This is a genomic window from Microcystis panniformis FACHB-1757 (assembly GCF_001264245.1).
In the GTDB taxonomy this organism is placed as follows: domain Bacteria; phylum Cyanobacteriota; class Cyanobacteriia; order Cyanobacteriales; family Microcystaceae; genus Microcystis; species Microcystis panniformis.
The window spans coordinates 1804821-1822918 of record NZ_CP011339.1; the positions used below are offsets into that span (position 1 = coordinate 1804821).

Consider the following 18098-nt stretch of genomic DNA (forward strand, 5'->3'; position numbering starts at 1 on the left):
CCTATCGAACCATACCAAGTAACGAAGAGCCATTTATAATTAGCCTTAGTCTCACTGTTGTTGATGAAAATTAATGAGGAAATAGCTCATGGGTAAAGGTTTTGCTCCCGTTCTCCCCACCGGAAATAAAGCTCAACTAAAACCTGAGCTTCCTTTAACATCAATAAATGAAATTCAAGCTAGTTTATTGACTTATCTTCAAGATATTCCTGACCCAAGAGTGTCCCGAACCCAAAAACATTTATTAACTGATATTTTAGTCATTGCTGTTTTAGCAGTTATAAGTACCTAGGCAAAATTATTTACACATGACGATCATTGCCCCGTAAGGGTTTTAGCTCGATCGGGCAGGTAATTAATTTTGCATGACTACTTAGCAGGAGCCAAAGGTTGGGAAGACATGGAAAATTATGGACTCAGTAAGCAGTCTTGGTTATCTGAGTTTTTAGAATTACCTAATGGCATTCCTTCTGATGACACTTTTCGGCGGGTTTTTGAACGGATTAACCCGGAAGTTTTGGCCAAAGTTTTGTCTCAATGGCTGCCCCATTTAATCGGTTCTCTTTCGGGGGAAATAGTTCCCATAGACGGGAAAAGTCTCAGAGGTTCTTACGACCGTAATCAAGGAATTAAAGCCTTGCATTTAGTGACGGCTTGGGCGGGGGAGCAGAAATTAGTTTTAGGACAAGTCAAGGTGGAAGATAAATCCAATGAGATTACTGCTATTCCCGCTTTACTAGAACTGTTAGACCTTCAAGGGGCAATTATCACCCTAGATGCTATGGGAACTCAAACGGCGATTATTAATCATATTCAAGCCAAAAAAGCTGACTACGTTGTCGCCCTTAAAGCTAATCATCCGACTCTTTATACTCAGGTCAAAAACTGGTTTGAGCAAGCTCAAGCACATCAATTTGATGGTATTCAATTTAGTTATGATTACCGTCTGGAAAAAGGTCATCATCGCCTCGAAAAACGTTGGTGTTGGGCTGTACCTTTAGAAGCTTTCGGCGGTCTTTATCAACAGGCTCAATGGCAAGGACTTCAAAGTATTATCATGGTTAAACGAGTTCGTCATCTTTGGAATAAAACCACTTGTGAAGTCCAATTTTATCTCAGTTCTCTCCCTGCTGATGCTCAAAAAATAGGTAATGCTATTCGTAAACATTGGGGCATTGAAAATCAGGCTCATTGGATTTTAGATGTTACTTTTAATGAGGATCAATGTCGGATTCGCTCTGGTCACAGCCCTCGTAATGGGAGCCTTCTTGAGACGAGTAGCACTTAACGCTCTTAACCAGGAATCCACTTACCGACGTAGTCTGGCACAAAAAAGTAAACGGGCGGCCATGGATAATAACTATATGATGGCTGTGCTGAAAGCCTTTTGTCAAGCCTAATTGAGATGCTCTTACCCTGAAGTTTTAAAGCGAAGTAAATATAGCTTGTTAAAAAATGAAAAAGATTTAACGGAAACCCAAAAAATTAAACTAGAAGCTATCAAATAAAAATTCCCAAATTTGAAAAAGATGCAGGAATTAAAGGAAGAATTTAGAAAGATTTATGAAACCTCAGAGAATCCGACAGAGGGAATGCTATCCATCTCGGAATGGTTGGCAAAATCCTCCAGTGTTTTTACCAAGAGTTGTCAAACAATCCGAAACTGGTTTGGAGAAATCATTAGTTATTTCGAGCGAAGGACAACGAATGGGGTGGTCGAGGGAATCAACAATAAACTTAAACTAATAAAACGGAGAGCCTATGGCTTGAGAAACTTTCGTAATTTTTGGGTTAGAAGTATGTTATCTTGGCATCTTGTCTGTTGATTTAGCATAAAGAGTAACGAAGAGCAGGTTTTTCCACGCAATTCCTATTTCTCTTCTGCCTAGAGTCCCTCCAAGAGCGTTAACGCTCTTGGAGGGACTCTGGCAAAAGTCTTACAGTATCTAAACTCTAGCTCTCTTATGGGGTAAGCCTTCAAGCTATCGCTAACTAACAGAAACCCGAAATTTGAGTTTTTATTAGAAAAAAAGTTAGCGTTCGCTTGTCAACCGAGGGTTTCAGAATCTGGATTCGGTCGGGGATTCCCGAAAGTTCCAGAAGAGCGTTAGTGATATGGAAAGAATCCCCTGTCACAGCGTAGCTTGACGGTGGGAGTATAGACCTCTTGCATAAATCCGAAAACAAACGATAGAAACAATAATGGGAGGGACTTTCAGTTAATTATTTATTAGTAGTTGATAATCTTCAAAAATGTTGCTGTACAAGGATCGACTTAAGACTTTTGCAAGAGGTCTTATGTCAATTGATTCAAATTAATTAACTCGCTGCCATAAACGTTGAATTTCTTTCCTCAGTTGTGCATCAGGAGGCTGGCTAAATTGTACAGAAGGATTGACCTGCACACCTGGAATATTCTGATTCCAGGGACTGTTGGAGACTGATTCTAAATTTATGCCACTTATCACAGGGCGAAACCCGTAGCGGACGAATACTTCCTGTTGGGAAGGCTGTCTGAGAAAGGCGACAAACTCCCTGGCTGCTTTCGCTTGTCCCTCATTCACATCCCGCCGTGCGATCGCGGCCGTCGCTACTGTCTCAATAGTCGGGTCAAGATAGTAGATTTGGTAAGGTTTTTCCTGGGTAGTTTGGGCTTGGGACCAGCGATAGAGGGCGATACTTTCGTAGGTAGTCGCCACATCAGCGTCGTTGGAGCCGCGAGCAATAAATTCCCGCAAGAGAATGTCACTCGAAAGGGGCGGCTGATAGACGGAACGCTTAATCAGAGCAAACAAAGATTGAATTCCCGGCCCATTCAAGTTAGTACCAGCTAGGGGACTTCCGCCAAGATTGGACTGGGACCACAAACTTAAGGTTAACTGACCACTGTTGGAACGGCTAGGGTCTGTCATGACAAAATCGAAGCTTCCCCAGGTAGATTGTCCGCCGATAGCAGTCCAGTTACGCTTTTGCATGGCCCGTTCTACACTTTGCCATTGAAAGCGTCTCCCAGGGAAGATAACCTTTCCTCTCTCGGGCCAAGCGATACCCACCAGGAAGGTTTTGACAATGGGTTGGGGCGTATCGTAGAAGGGATTGCTTTCTCCCTGTACCGCCAGGCGATCGCGCAACTCCTCTAAGATTTCCCCATTGGCTGGAATGAGGATAGTAGGCGTAAAGTCATGTTTCTGGTCGATGTAGTTATTAACTATGTCCTGAGAGCCTTGAAACTTCAGTTCTAAGTTAATGTTGGGATGAGATGCCTCGAATTGTGGCTCTAGGACTGCCAATGGTTCTTGAAGTTCCGTCCCACTGACGATGGTAAGGTTTTGCTGCACGCCAGGAAGAGGTGCATAAGCTAAAGCGAAAGCAATTAGGGCGATCGCATCCGAAATTATTGCCCGTCTGCGTTTCGATTGAGGGCTGTTTCTCCTAGTGGGAGGCGTTAAGAGTCCTGGTTGCATGGCGAGTAATTCTTGAATGCGGTTGTTAGTGGGAGGATGGGTGGCAAATAAGCGATTGACAAGTTTACCCTTGAAGGGATTAATAATTAGAAGGGGAGCTAACGCTGGGTTTTCTTCTGTGGATATTGACTGCTGTTGGCTGTTATTTTCTAATTTTTCTAAGGCGTTAGCGAGGGCGCGAGGATTTCCGGTTAAACTTGCTGAACCTGCATCAGCAGCATACTCTCTCGTTCGAGATATGGCTAATTGAGTTAAGGTAGCCGTAAGGGGCGCAAGTAGCAAGGTAGGGAATAAGGCGGCTAGGCGGATGGGATTGGCGTTGCGGTAGTTAAACATGGCAAACATTCCCGTCATTCCTGTTTCCGTGAGGAGAGAAATTGCTACAGAAATAGTGACAGCAACTGTAGCAGTAAGGGCATCACCGTGTTTAATGTGGCTAAGTTCGTGGGCGATAACGGCTTCTAATTCGTCTTCAGGAAGCAGTTTCATCAACCCTTCTGTAATGCAGACAACACCCCGTTGGGGATTCCTTCCAGTAGCAAAAGCATTAGGAGAAGAAGTAGGAATGATATACAGTTTAGGTTCTGGTAAATTTGCCCTGTAGCACAGCACTTCAACTATGGGTTTGAGTATAGCTTCTTCTTGAGAATTGGCAGGACGAACATCAAAAGCGGCTAAAACAACTTGGTCGGAATAGAACCAGAGACTAAAGTTAATTACAGCAGCAACGATTAAGCCGATAACTGCACCAATTATCCCGCCGATGAGTAGATAAGCCGTCAGAACTAAGATGCTGCTTAATAACGCTAATAAAGCAACTGTTTTTAAGAAGTTCATTAATCGTCAATCTCCAGGGTAGTATTGTGGTGTTGATTTTTCCAGTTTAGTTGATTGATTAGTCAGGTTCAAGAAATGATAAAATCAATATTTTCTTGAAAGCCACTCAATTCTTCACTCAAATTTCTTAACTCTATAAGTTCTTCCGAATTAGTCAAGTCAGCCGTCCGCAATTTATTTTGTAATTGTTGCAGAACCCCAGCCGAGTCTTGAATCACAGTGTACAAGCTAGTTAATTTTGCTTGACGAGTATCTTGTCCTTGTTGTGCTAATTCAATATTCCGTTCTAAACTGGCTTGCAACTGTTCTAATTGTTTACGAGATACACCGAAACTCGAACGAATTTTACTTTTAACTTCCAAGAGTTGCTGTTGTAACTCATTGATTGACAATAAGGATTCACTTTCTGGCAAACGTTGAGCAATTTGTTCTATTTTTGGGGGAAGTTCAATAGCACTATCGCAAGCTTGCTGTACGGCGATTAATAAGTCCATTTGCACTGAACTGCTGCTTAATAATTGGTTAGCTTCTTGACGCAGAACTTCTGCCTTTCCTGCTAAACTTTGAGCCGAACCTTGAATAACTTGCAGTTCCTGTTGTAATTGTTGTTTGACCCGTTTCTCCCCATCTGGTTCTCTAGCTTTCAAGGCGGTTGCGCCGACTACAGTTACCGCCAATGCTGTTGGTAAAGTAACAGTATTAGATAATCCCAAAAAGCGAACACCAACAACTAAAACGATCCCGCCTGCTAAAACGGCTAAAGGGTAATAAAGAGGGTTAGCAATTTTCATTTTTAGTTAACCGTTGATGATTGATGGTTGATGATTTAGTAGATTAATTCAGGAATTAATCACAGTCTCTACATTTGGTTGACTTACAAATGCGCCTCGGAACTCCGAATTCCGCCCCGCGCTTGACTCGGCGGCGAAGCCACCTCCGAATTCCATTCATAATTCATAATTCATTACTTAAAACTCTACTTGCAAGTCTCCCATCACAGTTGATATAGTCGCTGGATCTCCTTGACGATAGTAACCGCCGTTAACTTCGGCAATTTTTTGCAAAGCCTGGGGATTAAATTCTCCTTCTTTCCCATAACCAATAGTAAAGAAAGCAATTCGCTGATCGGAAGAAAAGCCACTCTTTTGCAACTCTTGTTCCAACTGATCCAGATTAATTTGTGACCCCGAATCTTCTCCATCAGTTAAGATTAACACGGCATTAATAGTATCAGTCCGCAAATTTTGAGATAGCCAGTTGCGGGCATAGAGGGCGCTATCATAAAGTCTGGTCCCACCACTGGACCGCAGTTGGCCAATAAATTCAATGCCGCGATCTCGCCCCTGTGGAGTTCCTTCTATAATCACAGGTTCGTTAATAACTGAATTGAAACTAATTAGGGCAATTCTTTCCTTCGGTCCCAGGTTCTGAACGTAATTAAGTAAAGTATTCTTAACTGATGTCAGTTTTTGCCCTTCCATCGACCCAGAAGTATCAATTACTACTGCTACTTGCGACGGTTTCTTGGCATAATTTTGCCAGCTTTTAAGCATGGCTTCAACTACTTCTGGTTGGGGCGAACGGTAAGAGTCATAGGTGGGTTGAGGATTCACGCCAAATTCAGCAGAAAACTTGCTTCCCAAGGCTACTCCTGGAACACCCGGTCGCAGTCCTAAATCTGCGGCAATTTGTTGGGTTTCGGGCAAAAGAATGAATTCAATTACCTTTTCAGCAGCTTCTTTTTCTCGGTCACTTATCCAAGGCGCATTGGCTAAAATTGCCCGCATATTGGAACTGAAAGTAGCCTTGGGATAGACGGCTTGATAGCGCGTTTGATTGGAACCAGCTTGGCTGTTAGCAGCAATTACCAAAGACTCGTAAACTGAGGCTACCGAAGCCCAAAAGGGTCCGTTGGCGACCATAGATTGGGCAAGGGAAGCGGTAGAAGTACCATAGCGAGTGATTTTACTCTGGATCTGTTGAATTTGTCCCTGATATTTTTCTACGTCAGCTACAGTCAGATCTTCCGGGCGCTTACCTGCTACAGCAGCAAATTGGGCCACCAGGGTTTGTAAGCCAGAATTAGAACGGGTAGGCGCGGTGTGGACGTAAGTGATGGGGAGGGGTGGGGCTTTGGGATCGAGTTGGCGGTAGTTGTCCAATTTAGCTAGGGCGACGAAGGGATCTTCTACTTTTTCTAAACCCTTGGCGAGGTCAGCGTTTGTCATGAAAACCATCGGACTGTAGGCGATCAGGGGTGAGTCGGTAATTTCCGGGATGTAATTTTGTCCTGGAAATAGCTTGTTCATCTGGTAGATGAGTTGACTCTGATAAATTTCGCCATCGACGGATAAAAGGGTGGGAAATTCGGGCGCATCGGCTTTGAGAGTTCCATTTTGGTACTGTTGGGCCAGCGAGAGAATCGTTTGGACCACATCGCCGCTTCCTTTAGCTTCGCAACTGAGGTAAAAGGCTTCACCGCTAGCGAGTTTGGGTTGGCTTTGGTTCAATTTCGTGGCTGCTTGCTGACAGAATTGGGCTAGGTCGCTTCCCACGAGAAATTTGACTTCAAGTCCCTGTTGTCTGGGTTGTTGGCTTCCTTGTTGTTGGGGTTGCTGTCCACAAGCACCTAGAAATACTAAGGTAGACAGGACGGTTAAGGGAGTAACTGAGGTTAAATAACGAGAAAAAGCAAGATTTTGGCGTTTAATCATGAGTCTTGACAGAGTAATAACCAATAAAGCACGAAGTTACTCGGATCAATGCAGATGGGATGAGAACATATTTACATCCATATCTTACATTCCCCACCCCTAACTATTTACCAATGGTCCTGACTGAGCAATTTTTAGTTAAGGTAAAATTATGAAAAAGTAAATTTTAGGTTAAAATTAAAGGCATCTAGACCAAAAAAACGACCAGTTCTCTTGCCGGCAATGCCCTCAAAACTCAACATAAAAGTAAACTTTTAAGAACGATTTGGGCTCTTTTGGATTTGGTGGGTAAAATGTATTCTGAGATACAGTCCTGCTGGCGAGGGAGTAGAGGGAACCACAGAGACACAGAGGACACAAAGATCGATCGATCCTATGTAAGTTAAACTTATCACACAGAACCTAGAAGAGCCAGATATGGCTCTTCTAGTTTTCGTGTGTTAATTTTTGTTATGAATTAAAGCAAGCAAACAGCTTAAGTCGAAGATGTTCAAAATTGGTAAATCCATAACTCATTCTTTTAATAAGCTTTATTTTGGTATTCATTCCCTCAATTAATCCGTTGGTTGTCTGATTTTCAAAGTAATTACAAATACCTGGCAAATGCTTCTGGATCATCCTGGCACTACTTTGATATAATATCCCGCCTATTCTTATCCATTTTTCCAATTTTCTCTCAGCACCTCTGAACGTTCTACTCCTTTGATAAATTTGTCTAATTTCTTCTTTCATTTCCCAGGCTATTCCTAAGCATGGATGTTCTTTCAGAATAACTTCTAGTTGTTGTTTTTGCTCGTCCTTTAAGTCCTCTTTATTCTTCCATAATAAATGAGGTAATCCTTTTTCATGCACCCCCATTAACTTTCTCAATTTATTAAGCTCGTCATTGATGATAGCCATTACATGAAAACGGTCATAGATGATTTTAGCATTGGGAAATAATTCCTTGATCACTGCTGTAAATCCTGACCACATATCGACGCTCACTTCTTTCACTTTCTCCCGAACTGCGTCTGGCTGTGCTTTTAAGGCTTCCATTAATTCTTCTTGCTTATGTCCTTTAATCACATCTAGTAAAATTTTCTTGTCCATATCTACGACCGTTGTGATGAAATCTTTATGTCCTTTTAAGTTACTAAATTCATCTAAGCTTATTCGTTCTGGTGCTTCCCACTCTTCCTTTTCTAGTTCTTTAGCACAGTGATTAAATATTAACTCAACTTCTGACCATCCTAACCCTTCTTCTCGACTTATTTCTTCGATGCTACAATTTTTTACTCTCTCATAAATCATCGATTCATAGCGAATTGTATGATGCTGTCTTAATCTCATAAAACTCAGTCTTTCGCTGATATACTTTTGGCACTTTTGACAATGAAACTGACGGCGTGGTACTTCTAAATATACTGGATTACCTAATATTGACAAGTCTCTGACTAGATTATACTCTGTCTGATTGATTCTGTCTAAGGTTTGATGGCAATTCGGACATTCAATTGTTTCATTTAAAAGAGCAAGCTTTAGGAAAATTGTCTGAGCAATTTTTTGATAATTGACCACTGTTGCATTTGGTAAATCGAGGAGTTGATCAAAATTTATCCACATAACCCACCTCCTGTTCTGTGTTACTATTATACCATGCTCACACAGAACCTAGAAGAGCCACCTTTTGGGGCTTTAGATGCTTTAACTAAGCGAAAATTACAACAGGAAGTGCTGAAAATTTGGGAGAGTCACCGGCAAGCGGTGATCATGATTACCCATGATGTAGATGAGGCAATTTTCATGTCCGATCGCATTGTTTTAATGACCAATGGGCCCCATGCTAATATCGGTGAGATTTTAACAGTGCCTTTTCCCCATCCCCGGGAGCGTCACGCCATGAGAGAAACTCAAGAATATTATGATTTAAGAAATCATGCTCTCGATTTTCTGGAGCGTTATTTTACGGCAGATGAATAGGCGGTAAAAAAGTCAGATAATATCTGTAGGGGCAAGGCATTCGGATAGGAAATCTACGGTTTCAGCGATAGGTTATTGCCCGAATGCTTCGCCCTTTTTCTATTAAGATGGGGACAGGGTAGCCAATTCTAAGGCTAAAGGATCAACCCGGCGTAAATTTGCCCCTAATGCTCTTAATTTACCCTCTAAATTATCGTAACCTCGATCGAGGTGATGGAGTCCCTGCACAATAGTAGTCCCCTGGGCCGCCAATCCCGCCACCACCAAAGCTGCCGAAGCGCGTAGATCCGTGGCCATCACCGGCGCCCCGGAGAGGAAAGGCACACCGCGCACTAAAGCCACATTTCCTTTGACCTTGATATCTGCTCCCAGACGCTTTAATTCGGCCACATGACGCAGACGATTTTCAAAAACCGTCTCATTAACTACGCTACTGCCCTCGGCTAAAGTTAATAGAGCCATAAATTGGGCCTGCATATCCGTGGGAAACCCGGGATAGGGTAGGGTTTCGATATCGGTGGCTTTTAAGTCTCTAGGGATAATCCGGAGACGATTAGGATCATCTTCCACCACTTCCGGACCGATTTCGTGCAGTTTGGCAATTACCGAAGCTAAATGGCTGGGAATCACGGGATAAAGACTAATTTCTGAGCGGGTAATCGCCCCGGCTATCAGTAAAGTCCCGGCTTCAATGCGATCGGGAATGATATTGTAATCGGTACTGTGCAGACGGGAAACTCCCTCAATGACAATTGTATTGGTTCCGGCACCGCGAATTTTTGCCCCCATGGAAACACAAAAATTGGCCAAATCAATCACCTCTGGCTCCTGGGCCGCATTACCGAGAATGGTTTCCCCGAACGCTAAAGTCGCCGCCATCATTAGGGTTTCCGTCGCTCCCACACTGGGATAATCCAGATAAATATTCGCCCCTTTCAGACGACCATTCCCTTTAACGCGGGCGTGTACCATGCCGCCATCAATTAATACATCTGCACCCATTGACTGTAGGCCTCTAACGTGCAGATCCACTGGTCTGGCCCCAATGGCGCAGCCACCGGGGAGGGGAACTTTTGCTTCTCCTAAACGGGCTAAAATCGGTCCGATGGCAAAAAAACTGGCTCGCAACTGGGAGACGAGATCGTAGGGCGCTTGAGCTTGTTTGAGGTCTCTGCCATTAATCTCTAGTCTATCTCCGGTGCGACGGACTTGCACGCCCAAAGCCGAGAGAATTTGACTCATCCGCTCGATATCGGCTAGAGCAGGTACATTACTAATCTGGCACTCGTCGGAGCAGAGTAAAGCTCCCGCCATAATCACTAGAGCGGCATTTTTGGCACCACTGATCTTAACTTCACCCTTGAGAGAGTGACGACCTTGAATTTCTAAATAGGGATGCTCGGTATCGATGGTCATAGGATCATTCATTTATCTTAGTTGGGAGTCTTGGCTAAGGAAAGCTTTGGTAAAATTAGACTGCATTTTATCAGATTTTTGAACGAATTATCGGTGATTCTACCCTGAAAAACGATTTTTGTCTTAATTATCTCAACTATCTTGACTTATGGATTGTCCGATAGTATAATAGGAGATTGTGAAAGAAAAATGCGGAACTGGCGGAATTGGTAGACGCGCTAGATTCAGGTTCTAGTGTCTGCAAAGACTTTCGGGTTCAAGTCCCGAGTTCCGCATTATCTCCCTCAAAACGTAGTTATTTAGGGCAGCCCTAGCGGGGTGAAAAATACGATTGGCTATGATTAGCAGTGTTCAAAACCCTTTAATCAAGCAAATTCGCAAGCTACACCGCACTAGAGAGCGACAGGAGCAGAATTTGTCCTTAATTGAGGGAACGCACTTACTAGAGACGGCTTTAGCGGTGAATTGTTCCCTAGAGACGGTCTGTTATACTGAAAAGTGGCAGCAAAGACAGGCAGAATTAGCAGAAAAGTTTCAAAATCAGGCGAAACGAGTCGAGATAGTTTCCCCGGAAGTTCTCGCTTCCCTAGCAACAACGGTTAATCCCGATGGTGTGATTGCCACTATTTCCCGTCATCACCTTCATCCAACCCCCCAAAATCCGCTACAATTGGGCTTAGTTTTGGAAAGATTGCAGGATCCGGGTAATCTCGGCACTATTATTCGCACTGCCGTGGCTACGGAAGTACAGGGTATCTGGTTAAGTCTCGATAGCGTCGAAATCGATAACCCGAAAGTGATCCGCAGTTCCGCCGGGGAATGGTTTCGATCGCCCCTAGTGGTAGAATCGGATTTATCGGCTTTAGTGAAAAAATATCAAGCACAGGGGGTAAAAGCGATCGCGACTTTACCCACAGCCACCAAAAACCACTGGGAGATTGATTTTACCCGTCCGACTTTAATATTATTAGGCAATGAAGGAGCCGGTTTATCACCCCAATTAGCGACTTTAGCCGATGAAACGGTGAAAATTCCCCTCTTTGGTGGTGTGGAATCTTTAAATGTTGCGATCGCTACTGCTGTCATCCTCTACGAAGCTAGAAGACAATTATCCTACAGTAGGGTGGATTAGCGTCAGCGTAATCCACCGTTAAACCAGACAAGAATTAGAGATTTATGTATTCTCGTTTTCTGTCTCCCAATCTAAATTATCTAGCATCTTCAACAATAAATTAATGAATACGATAATTTCTCCACCCTCCTCTGGTTTAGGATCGATGAATCGATGAGCGTAACGGTTACGAAAAAGCTTCATTGTACCCGAATATAAATCACGGTATGCCTCTAATTCTTCTGATGGAAGCTTATCTTTTTGTAGAGATTTATTGCTTCCAAAAATTAGGTTAACAATACCATTACCCGTGGCTTTTTGATTAATATTATCTATATTTCCCAGTTTCCTCATGCGGTCTTCTAAAACCACTGTCGCATTGCGAATCGCAGTATCCCACGCTTTTGGATTATCTCCACCCGCACTCACAGAAAAACGGACTCTCTCCCATAGTTCGCAGTCTAAATGTTCAACTTCAGTCAAGGGAATTAGATGACGAATAGCCGAGCGATTGGGTTCAGCAAAGTTAGAATCAACCGCTTCATAAGCTTTTTGTGTTAGAGCGCACTTGTATTCATCCGAGGCTATTGTTTGCAAATTAATATAACCAGATTTTTCTAATCCACCGAGCGTTGGGAATTCGACCTCAGGACAGCTATCAGAACCCGTGTAATTTGGCCAACTAGGACCTCCGAAAACCTGACAACCCCACAAAATATTGTCCTCGGCGGGAAAATCACCAGCCAGTACTCCTTTAACTATCCATCGCAAAAGGTTTTTTTGTTTTTCTGTTAAACTCATATTTACACCTCGAAAGGTAAATAACAGTACTATTATACTATGTAGTTTTGATTTTCGTAACGGGAATTTGCTAAAACCGACATCTATATAGGGTCTGCTGAAAAAGTACGGGCGAGGCATTCGGATAGAAAATCTACGGTTTCACCGATAGGTTATTGCCCGAATGCTTCGCCCCTACAGGACACGGGCCGATGAAGACGCAAGGTTTTGAACGACGATTCTCTCAAAATCTTGCACCTGTGAGAGCAAAACAGAACCCTAAAACCCTTACCTCGTCTATATTTCACATTTATTCAGCAAGCCCTATATAAATCCCTCGGATAGGTGAAACTGTTTCTATGAATAGTGAAATTTGAGACAGTCAACCAATTTTTTAAGTAGGGAGGCACAATTATTTGTAGGATGGGTTAGCGGTAGCGTAACATAATCGGGCGTTGGGTTTCATGCTTCAACCCAACCTACGTTCTATGAATAGTGAAAGTGGACATCAAGAGTTGAGTCAGAAACTAGGAGCAGATTTTTATTTTGCTACTCCTTATCATTCTTGGGAGAGGGGATTAAACGAGCCTACTAATGGACTGTTAAGACAATTTTTTCCCAAGGGAACGAATTTTAAAATCCTTAAGCCAGAGGAGGTGGAAAGAGCCGTAAACTTGATTAACAATCGTCCTCGAAAATGTCTTGACTATCGTAGCCCGAATGAGGTATTCTATGAAGGTAGATCAGACAGTAATGCAATTCAGACTTGAATTGGCCGATGATGGTAATCTGACAACATTTGGCGATGACGGTTGCCAAGGGGTTTTCACTAATCTCGATGGACTTCGTTACCCTAAAAAATCCTGTATTTTTTAACAAGTCAGACTAAATCTTTCAAGGAGGACTTTAAAAATTGCCTTGGCATAAGTTGCTATTTGAGAGATAAAAATATAGAAGCAGCTGATTATTTACTAACCTACTTTTTTTAATTTTTAACGGGTTAGGACTGAGATATACTGAAATGGTTGCTTATAGATCACTACTATGGGACGTTTAGCGCTGATCAGCGTGACTGACAAAACCGGAATAGTTGACTTTGCCCGTCAGCTAACAGAAGAATTTGATTTTGAAATTATTAGCAGTGGAGGAACCGCCAAAACGCTCCAATCGGAGGGAATTCCCGTGATTAAAGTGGGAGAATATACAGGATCTCCTGAAATCTTGGGCGGAAGGGTGAAAACTCTCCATCCTCGCATCCATGGCGGTATTTTGGCTAGACGGGATTGGCAGTCAGATTTAGCGGAAATGGAGGCTAATCAAATTCGTCCTTTTGATTTGGTGGTGGTTAATCTCTATCCCTTTGAACAGACGATCGCTAATCCTGATGTTACCACCGCTCAGGCGATCGAACAAATCGATATTGGCGGTCCGGCGATGTTACGCGCCTCGGCTAAAAATTTCGCCCATTTGACTGTCATCAGTAACCCGAAGTATTACGAGCAGTATTTAAGCCAATTACGGCAAAATAACGGCGAAATCTCCCTGGAATTCCGTCAAAAAATGGCGGGGGAAACCTTCGCTTTAACCAATGCCTACGATGGAGCGATCGCATCCTATTTCGCCAGCTTAAACGGGGAAACGACGCGCTTTAATTTGGCGGGAAATGCCCTGCAAACCCTGCGTTACGGCGAAAATCCCCACCAAAGCGCCACTTGGTATGGTAGCGGTACAATGGCTCAAGGTTGGGGAAAAGCGACCTTATTACAGGGAAAAGAACTAAGTTATAACAATTTAGTCGATTTAGAAGCAGCCCGCCGTTTAATCGTCGAATTCGGCAGGGAAGAACCGGCCGCCGCTATCTTGAAACACACTAATCCCTGTGGAGTGGCGATCGGTGGTAGCTTAGTGGAAGCTTATGCTAAAGCTTTTCATGCCGATGCTATCTCGGCTTTTGGGGGTATTGTTGCCCTAAATCAAGCCATAGATGAAGCAACCGCTAAAGAATTAACGAAAACCTTCCTAGAATGCGTGGTTGCCCCCGATTGTAGCCCTGAAGCCCGGGATATCCTCGCTAAAAAGTCAAAAGTGCGGATTTTATTGCTGCCGGATTTAAGCAGGGGAGAAAAACAAACAGTAAAAGTTATCGCTGGCGGTTTTCTAGTACAAGCGGCCGATGACGTGGTAGAAACCCCGGATGAGTGGCGAGTGGTGACAGAAAAACAACCTACCCCCGCACAATTAGCGGAATTACTGTTTGCTTGGAAAGTATCTAAGCACGTTAAATCTAACGCTATTGTGGTGACAAAAAATCAAACTACTTTAGGCGTTGGTGCGGGACAAATGAATCGCGTTGGTTCGGTAAAAATTGCCCTTGAACAAGCAGGGGAAGCTGCTAAAGGTGGCTATTTAGCTAGTGATGGCTTTTTCCCCTTTGATGATTCTGTTCGCACGGCGGCCCAGTTTGGTATCGAGGCAATTGTTCAACCCGGAGGTTCTTTAAAAGATCAGGATTCGATTAATGCCGCTAATGAGTTAGGTTTAATTATGGTCTTAACAGGCATTCGTCATTTCTTGCATTAATACAAGGTTAGGGTGTGTTATTGCTTAAATTAACGCACCCCAACCAGTTATTAATTAGGGTTTGCTGAATAAATGTGAAATGTAGGCAAGGTAAGGGTTTTGTGGCTTTTCTGGCGAAACAGGTGCAAGATTTTGAGGCTCTTCTGGTTTTCGTGTGTTAATTTTTGTTATGAATTAAAGCAAGCAAACAGCTTAAGTCGAAGATGTTCAAAATTGGTAAATCCATAACTCATTCTTTTAATAAGCTTTATTTTGGTATTCATTCCCTCAATTAATCCGTTGGTTGTCTGATTTTCAAAGTAATTACAAATACCTGGCAAATGCTTCTGGATCATCCTGGCACTACTTTCATATAATATCCCGCCTATTCTTATCCATTTTTCCAATTTTCTCTCAGCACCTCTGAACGTTCTACTACTTTGATAAATTTGTCTAATTTCTTCTTTCATTTCCCCGGCTATTCCTAAGCATGGATGTTCTTTCAGAATAACTTCTAGTTGTTGTTTTTGCTCGTCCTTTAAGTCCTCTTTATTCTTCCATAATAAATGAGGTAATCCTTTTTCATGCACCCCCATTAACTTTCTCAATTTATTAAGCTCGTCATTGATGATAGCCATTACATGAAAACGGTCATAGATGATTTTAGCATTGGGAAATAATTCCTTGATCACTGCTGTAAATCCTGACCACATATCGACGCTCACTTCTTTCACTTTCTCCCGAACTGCGTCTGGCTGTGCTTTTAAGGCTTCCATTAATTCTTCTTGCTTATGTCCTTTAATCACATCTAGTAAAATTTTCTTGTCCATATCTACGACCGTTGTGATGAAATCTTTATGTCCTTTTAAGTTACTAAATTCATCTAAGCTTATTCGTTCTGGTGCTTCCCACTCTTCCTTTTCTAGTTCTTTAGCACAGTGATTAAATATTAACTCAACTTCTGACCATCCTAACCCTTCTTCTCGACTTATTTCTTCGATGCTACAATTTTTTACTCTCTCATAAATCATCGATTCATAGCGAATTGTATGATGCTGTCTTAATCTCATAAAACTCAGTCTTTCGCTGATATACTTTTGGCACTTTTGACAATGAAACTGACGGCGTGGTACTTCTAAATATACTGGATTACCTAATATTGACAAGTCTCTGACTAGATTATACTCTGTCTGATTGATTCTGTCTAAGGTTTGATGGCAATTCGGACATTCAATTGTTTCATTTAAAAGAGCAAGCTTTAGGAAAATTGTCTGAGCAATTTTTTGATAATTGACCACTGTTACATTTGGTAAATCGAGGAGTTGATCAAAATTTATCCACATAACCCACCTCCTGTTCTGTGTTACTATTATACCATGCTCACACAGAACCTAGAAGAGCCGATTTTGAGAGAATCGTGCTTCAAAACCTTGCGTCTTCATCGGCCCGCGTCCTGTAGGGGCGAAGCATTCGGGCAATAACCTATCGGTGAAACTGGAGATTTTCTATCCGAATGCTTCGCCCGTACTTTTTCAGCAAGCCCTAATTATCGGTTAATTTCCCCTATTCAATAGTTTTAAATTTCCCAAAAGCGCGAGTATGTCCAGCTTTTGGGGAACAAAGAAAATAGTGCTATATTTGGCTATTTATTTAGGTCATTTCCTCAAATGCTTTGGACAAAAATTGACCATACTTGGCGATTAATGTTTCCTCTCCAACCATTAAAAGTGTCAAAATAATAGTAAAGTTTTGTGACAAAGTGCAGTCAGATATAAGAATCTTTGCTAGAACTCCAGGACGAAATATGAACAACGAACCTACTTCGAGCAACTCTCAAACTGATTGGCAACGATTGGATGCGATGAGCGATGAAGATATTGATTGATCAGATTGTCCAGAGATTACGCCAGAAATGTTTGCTAAGGCGGTAGTGCGGCGGGGTTTACCTGCTACAAAAGCCAAGGCTCAAGTTACACTCCCCATTGATAGCGATGTATTAGAGTGGTTTAAGTCTCAAGGGCGTGGCTATCAAACACAGATCAATCAATTGCTACGAGCGTATATGGAGGCACATCAATAACAGGCAGATTCATGTTTTTGTATTTGAAAACAAGGATTGCAGCGGCATAACAAGGGATTTACCATACTTTATTAGACTGAAAACCGCTATAACAAATCACCGCACCCGAAATAATAGTAAAATTTTGTGACAAAGTGCAGCCAGATACAAGGATCTTTGCCATAATTCTGGAAAGCTTCTATGATAAGTCTCCTTAAAAGGAGATTGTTGGCAGTAAGCTAATCTGGCTAACAGGCTTTTGAGTGTGATCTGGGGGAAGTTTCTTGCGATTGCGCCTAAATGGAGTGACATACAGAAAGTTGACCCATATCGTTACTCTGAAGAGTGTTATACAGAGAGTTTCCGTATAATTAACAGTTATGCGGCAACCCTCGAATAACAGTACCTACATAGAGTTAAAAGCCATGACTAGAATTCGAATTGAGCTGGTTGATGTATATTGCCGTGACACTGAGGATGTTACTGGTGCAGATGAATTTTACATCTTGGGTGGTGTCGGTTCTTACTCAAAATTAGGAGCGACAGGCGATGATCTGAAAATTCGCCCAGTCTTGACTGTTCCTATTAAAATTAACGACAAGCAGCGCAAACCATTTGGTAAAGGGGGCGGTATTATATTTGATGATGACGTACCTGAAAACAACACTTTGTACATTGCCTTGGCTGGATATGATGAAGACGCAAACAAAGACTGGTCAAAGCATGGTGAAATGGTGACGAAAGTGGGAAGTGCCATATCTGCGGGCTTAAAAGCGGTTCCCTATCCCCCTGCCCAAATTACGGGAACAATTCTTCTGCTTGCGATTGCGGGTGTAGGACTCGCAATGATGCTGGATAAAGATGATGAATTGGGACAACTCAAGCGTGATTTGCCAGTTTCAGCAATTTCCAGTGGGAGCCACGCCCAGTTTTGGACTCTCCGAAAAAAAGGAGGATGGTATTCGAGTTGGGATTACACCGTGACCTATCGAATTCACAAGGGATAATATAGCCGTAGGGTGCGTTCCCTAATCTGGATCCTACTGCTCCACTGATCGATTTTGGGGAACGTACCATGCACATTGATTGAAGCTATGAGTTTAAGTGCGATGCTGAAGGCACTGGGTAGCAGTACGCCATCGCTGTAGCAACTTGGAGGCTAGAATATATTAAGCCCTATACGTTAGATGTTGTAT

The 18098-nt window shown here is 42.6% G+C and carries 10 protein-coding genes, 1 tRNA gene and 5 pseudogenes; 9 read left to right on the forward strand and 7 right to left on the reverse strand.

Features of this window, described 5'->3' with window-relative positions; translation table 11 throughout:
• The first annotated feature begins 88 nt into the window (after positions 1 to 88).
• Positions 89 to 1400 (forward strand): annotated as a pseudogene (locus tag VL20_RS08690) (ISAs1 family transposase).
• An 18-nt stretch (positions 1401 to 1418) separates the two neighbouring features.
• Positions 1419 to 1826 (forward strand): annotated as a pseudogene (locus tag VL20_RS08695) (ISL3 family transposase); the annotation flags it as partial.
• A gap of 489 nt (positions 1827 to 2315) precedes the next feature.
• Here the strand turns inward: VL20_RS08695 and VL20_RS08700 are convergent.
• From VL20_RS08700 to VL20_RS08715, 4 genes are all read right to left on the reverse strand, one after another.
• On the reverse strand, positions 2316 to 4301 hold the full coding sequence (locus VL20_RS08700) for a M48 family metalloprotease (RefSeq protein ID WP_052276256.1): 1986 nt from the start codon (positions 4299 to 4301) through the stop codon (positions 2316 to 2318).
• Between the two features lie 68 nt (positions 4302 to 4369).
• Entirely contained in the window at positions 4370 to 5092 is a 723-nt protein-coding gene (locus tag VL20_RS08705; RefSeq protein ID WP_004163389.1) for a DNA repair protein RecN, read from the reverse strand.
• Positions 5093 to 5269: 177 nt separating this feature from the next.
• Positions 5270 to 7015: a VWA domain-containing protein gene (locus VL20_RS08710; protein WP_052276257.1), complete on the reverse strand. Its 1746-nt coding sequence runs from the start codon at positions 7013 to 7015 to the stop codon at positions 5270 to 5272.
• Between the two features lie 450 nt (positions 7016 to 7465).
• On the reverse strand, positions 7466 to 8620 hold the full coding sequence (locus VL20_RS08715; protein WP_052276258.1) for an ISL3 family transposase: 1155 nt from the start codon (positions 8618 to 8620) through the stop codon (positions 7466 to 7468).
• Between the two features lie 48 nt (positions 8621 to 8668).
• Here VL20_RS08715 and VL20_RS08720 point away from each other — a divergent pair.
• A pseudogene (locus VL20_RS08720) lies at positions 8669 to 8977 on the forward strand (ABC transporter ATP-binding protein); the annotation flags it as partial.
• 102 nt (positions 8978 to 9079) lie between these two features.
• Here VL20_RS08720 and murA read toward each other — a convergent pair.
• Positions 9080 to 10393: a UDP-N-acetylglucosamine 1-carboxyvinyltransferase gene (gene murA, locus VL20_RS08725; RefSeq protein WP_052276259.1), complete on the reverse strand. Its 1314-nt coding sequence runs from the start codon at positions 10391 to 10393 to the stop codon at positions 9080 to 9082.
• A 191-nt stretch (positions 10394 to 10584) separates the two neighbouring features.
• On the opposite strand from murA, the gene VL20_RS08730 reads away from it, so the two are divergent.
• Positions 10585 to 10668 (forward strand) — tRNA-Leu (locus VL20_RS08730).
• Between the two features lie 62 nt (positions 10669 to 10730).
• Complete coding sequence (locus VL20_RS08735) at positions 10731 to 11525, forward strand: TrmH family RNA methyltransferase (RefSeq protein WP_052276260.1); 795 nt, start codon at positions 10731 to 10733, stop codon at positions 11523 to 11525.
• 42 nt (positions 11526 to 11567) lie between these two features.
• On the opposite strand, the gene VL20_RS08740 is transcribed toward VL20_RS08735, so the two are convergent.
• Entirely contained in the window at positions 11568 to 12305 is a 738-nt protein-coding gene (locus VL20_RS08740; protein WP_052276261.1) for a TIGR02391 family protein, read from the reverse strand.
• Positions 12306 to 12787: 482 nt separating this feature from the next.
• Between VL20_RS08740 and VL20_RS27855 the strand changes: the two are divergent.
• Positions 12788 to 13054, forward strand: a pseudogene (locus VL20_RS27855) (IS30 family transposase); the annotation flags it as partial.
• Positions 13055 to 13328: 274 nt separating this feature from the next.
• On the forward strand, positions 13329 to 14864 hold the full coding sequence (purH, locus tag VL20_RS08755; protein WP_052276262.1) for a bifunctional phosphoribosylaminoimidazolecarboxamide formyltransferase/IMP cyclohydrolase: 1536 nt from the start codon (positions 13329 to 13331) through the stop codon (positions 14862 to 14864).
• 167 nt (positions 14865 to 15031) lie between these two features.
• On the opposite strand, the gene VL20_RS08760 is transcribed toward purH, so the two are convergent.
• Complete coding sequence (locus VL20_RS08760; RefSeq protein ID WP_052275591.1) at positions 15032 to 16186, reverse strand: ISL3 family transposase; 1155 nt, start codon at positions 16184 to 16186, stop codon at positions 15032 to 15034.
• Positions 16187 to 16647: 461 nt separating this feature from the next.
• Here VL20_RS08760 and VL20_RS33680 point away from each other — a divergent pair.
• Both VL20_RS33680 and VL20_RS08770 read left to right on the forward strand, forming a co-directional pair.
• Positions 16648 to 16923: pseudogene (locus VL20_RS33680) on the forward strand (BrnA antitoxin family protein).
• A gap of 404 nt (positions 16924 to 17327) precedes the next feature.
• Complete coding sequence (locus tag VL20_RS08770) at positions 17328 to 17909, forward strand: hypothetical protein (protein ID WP_052278414.1); 582 nt, start codon at positions 17328 to 17330, stop codon at positions 17907 to 17909.
• Positions 17910 to 18098 lie beyond the last annotated feature (189 nt).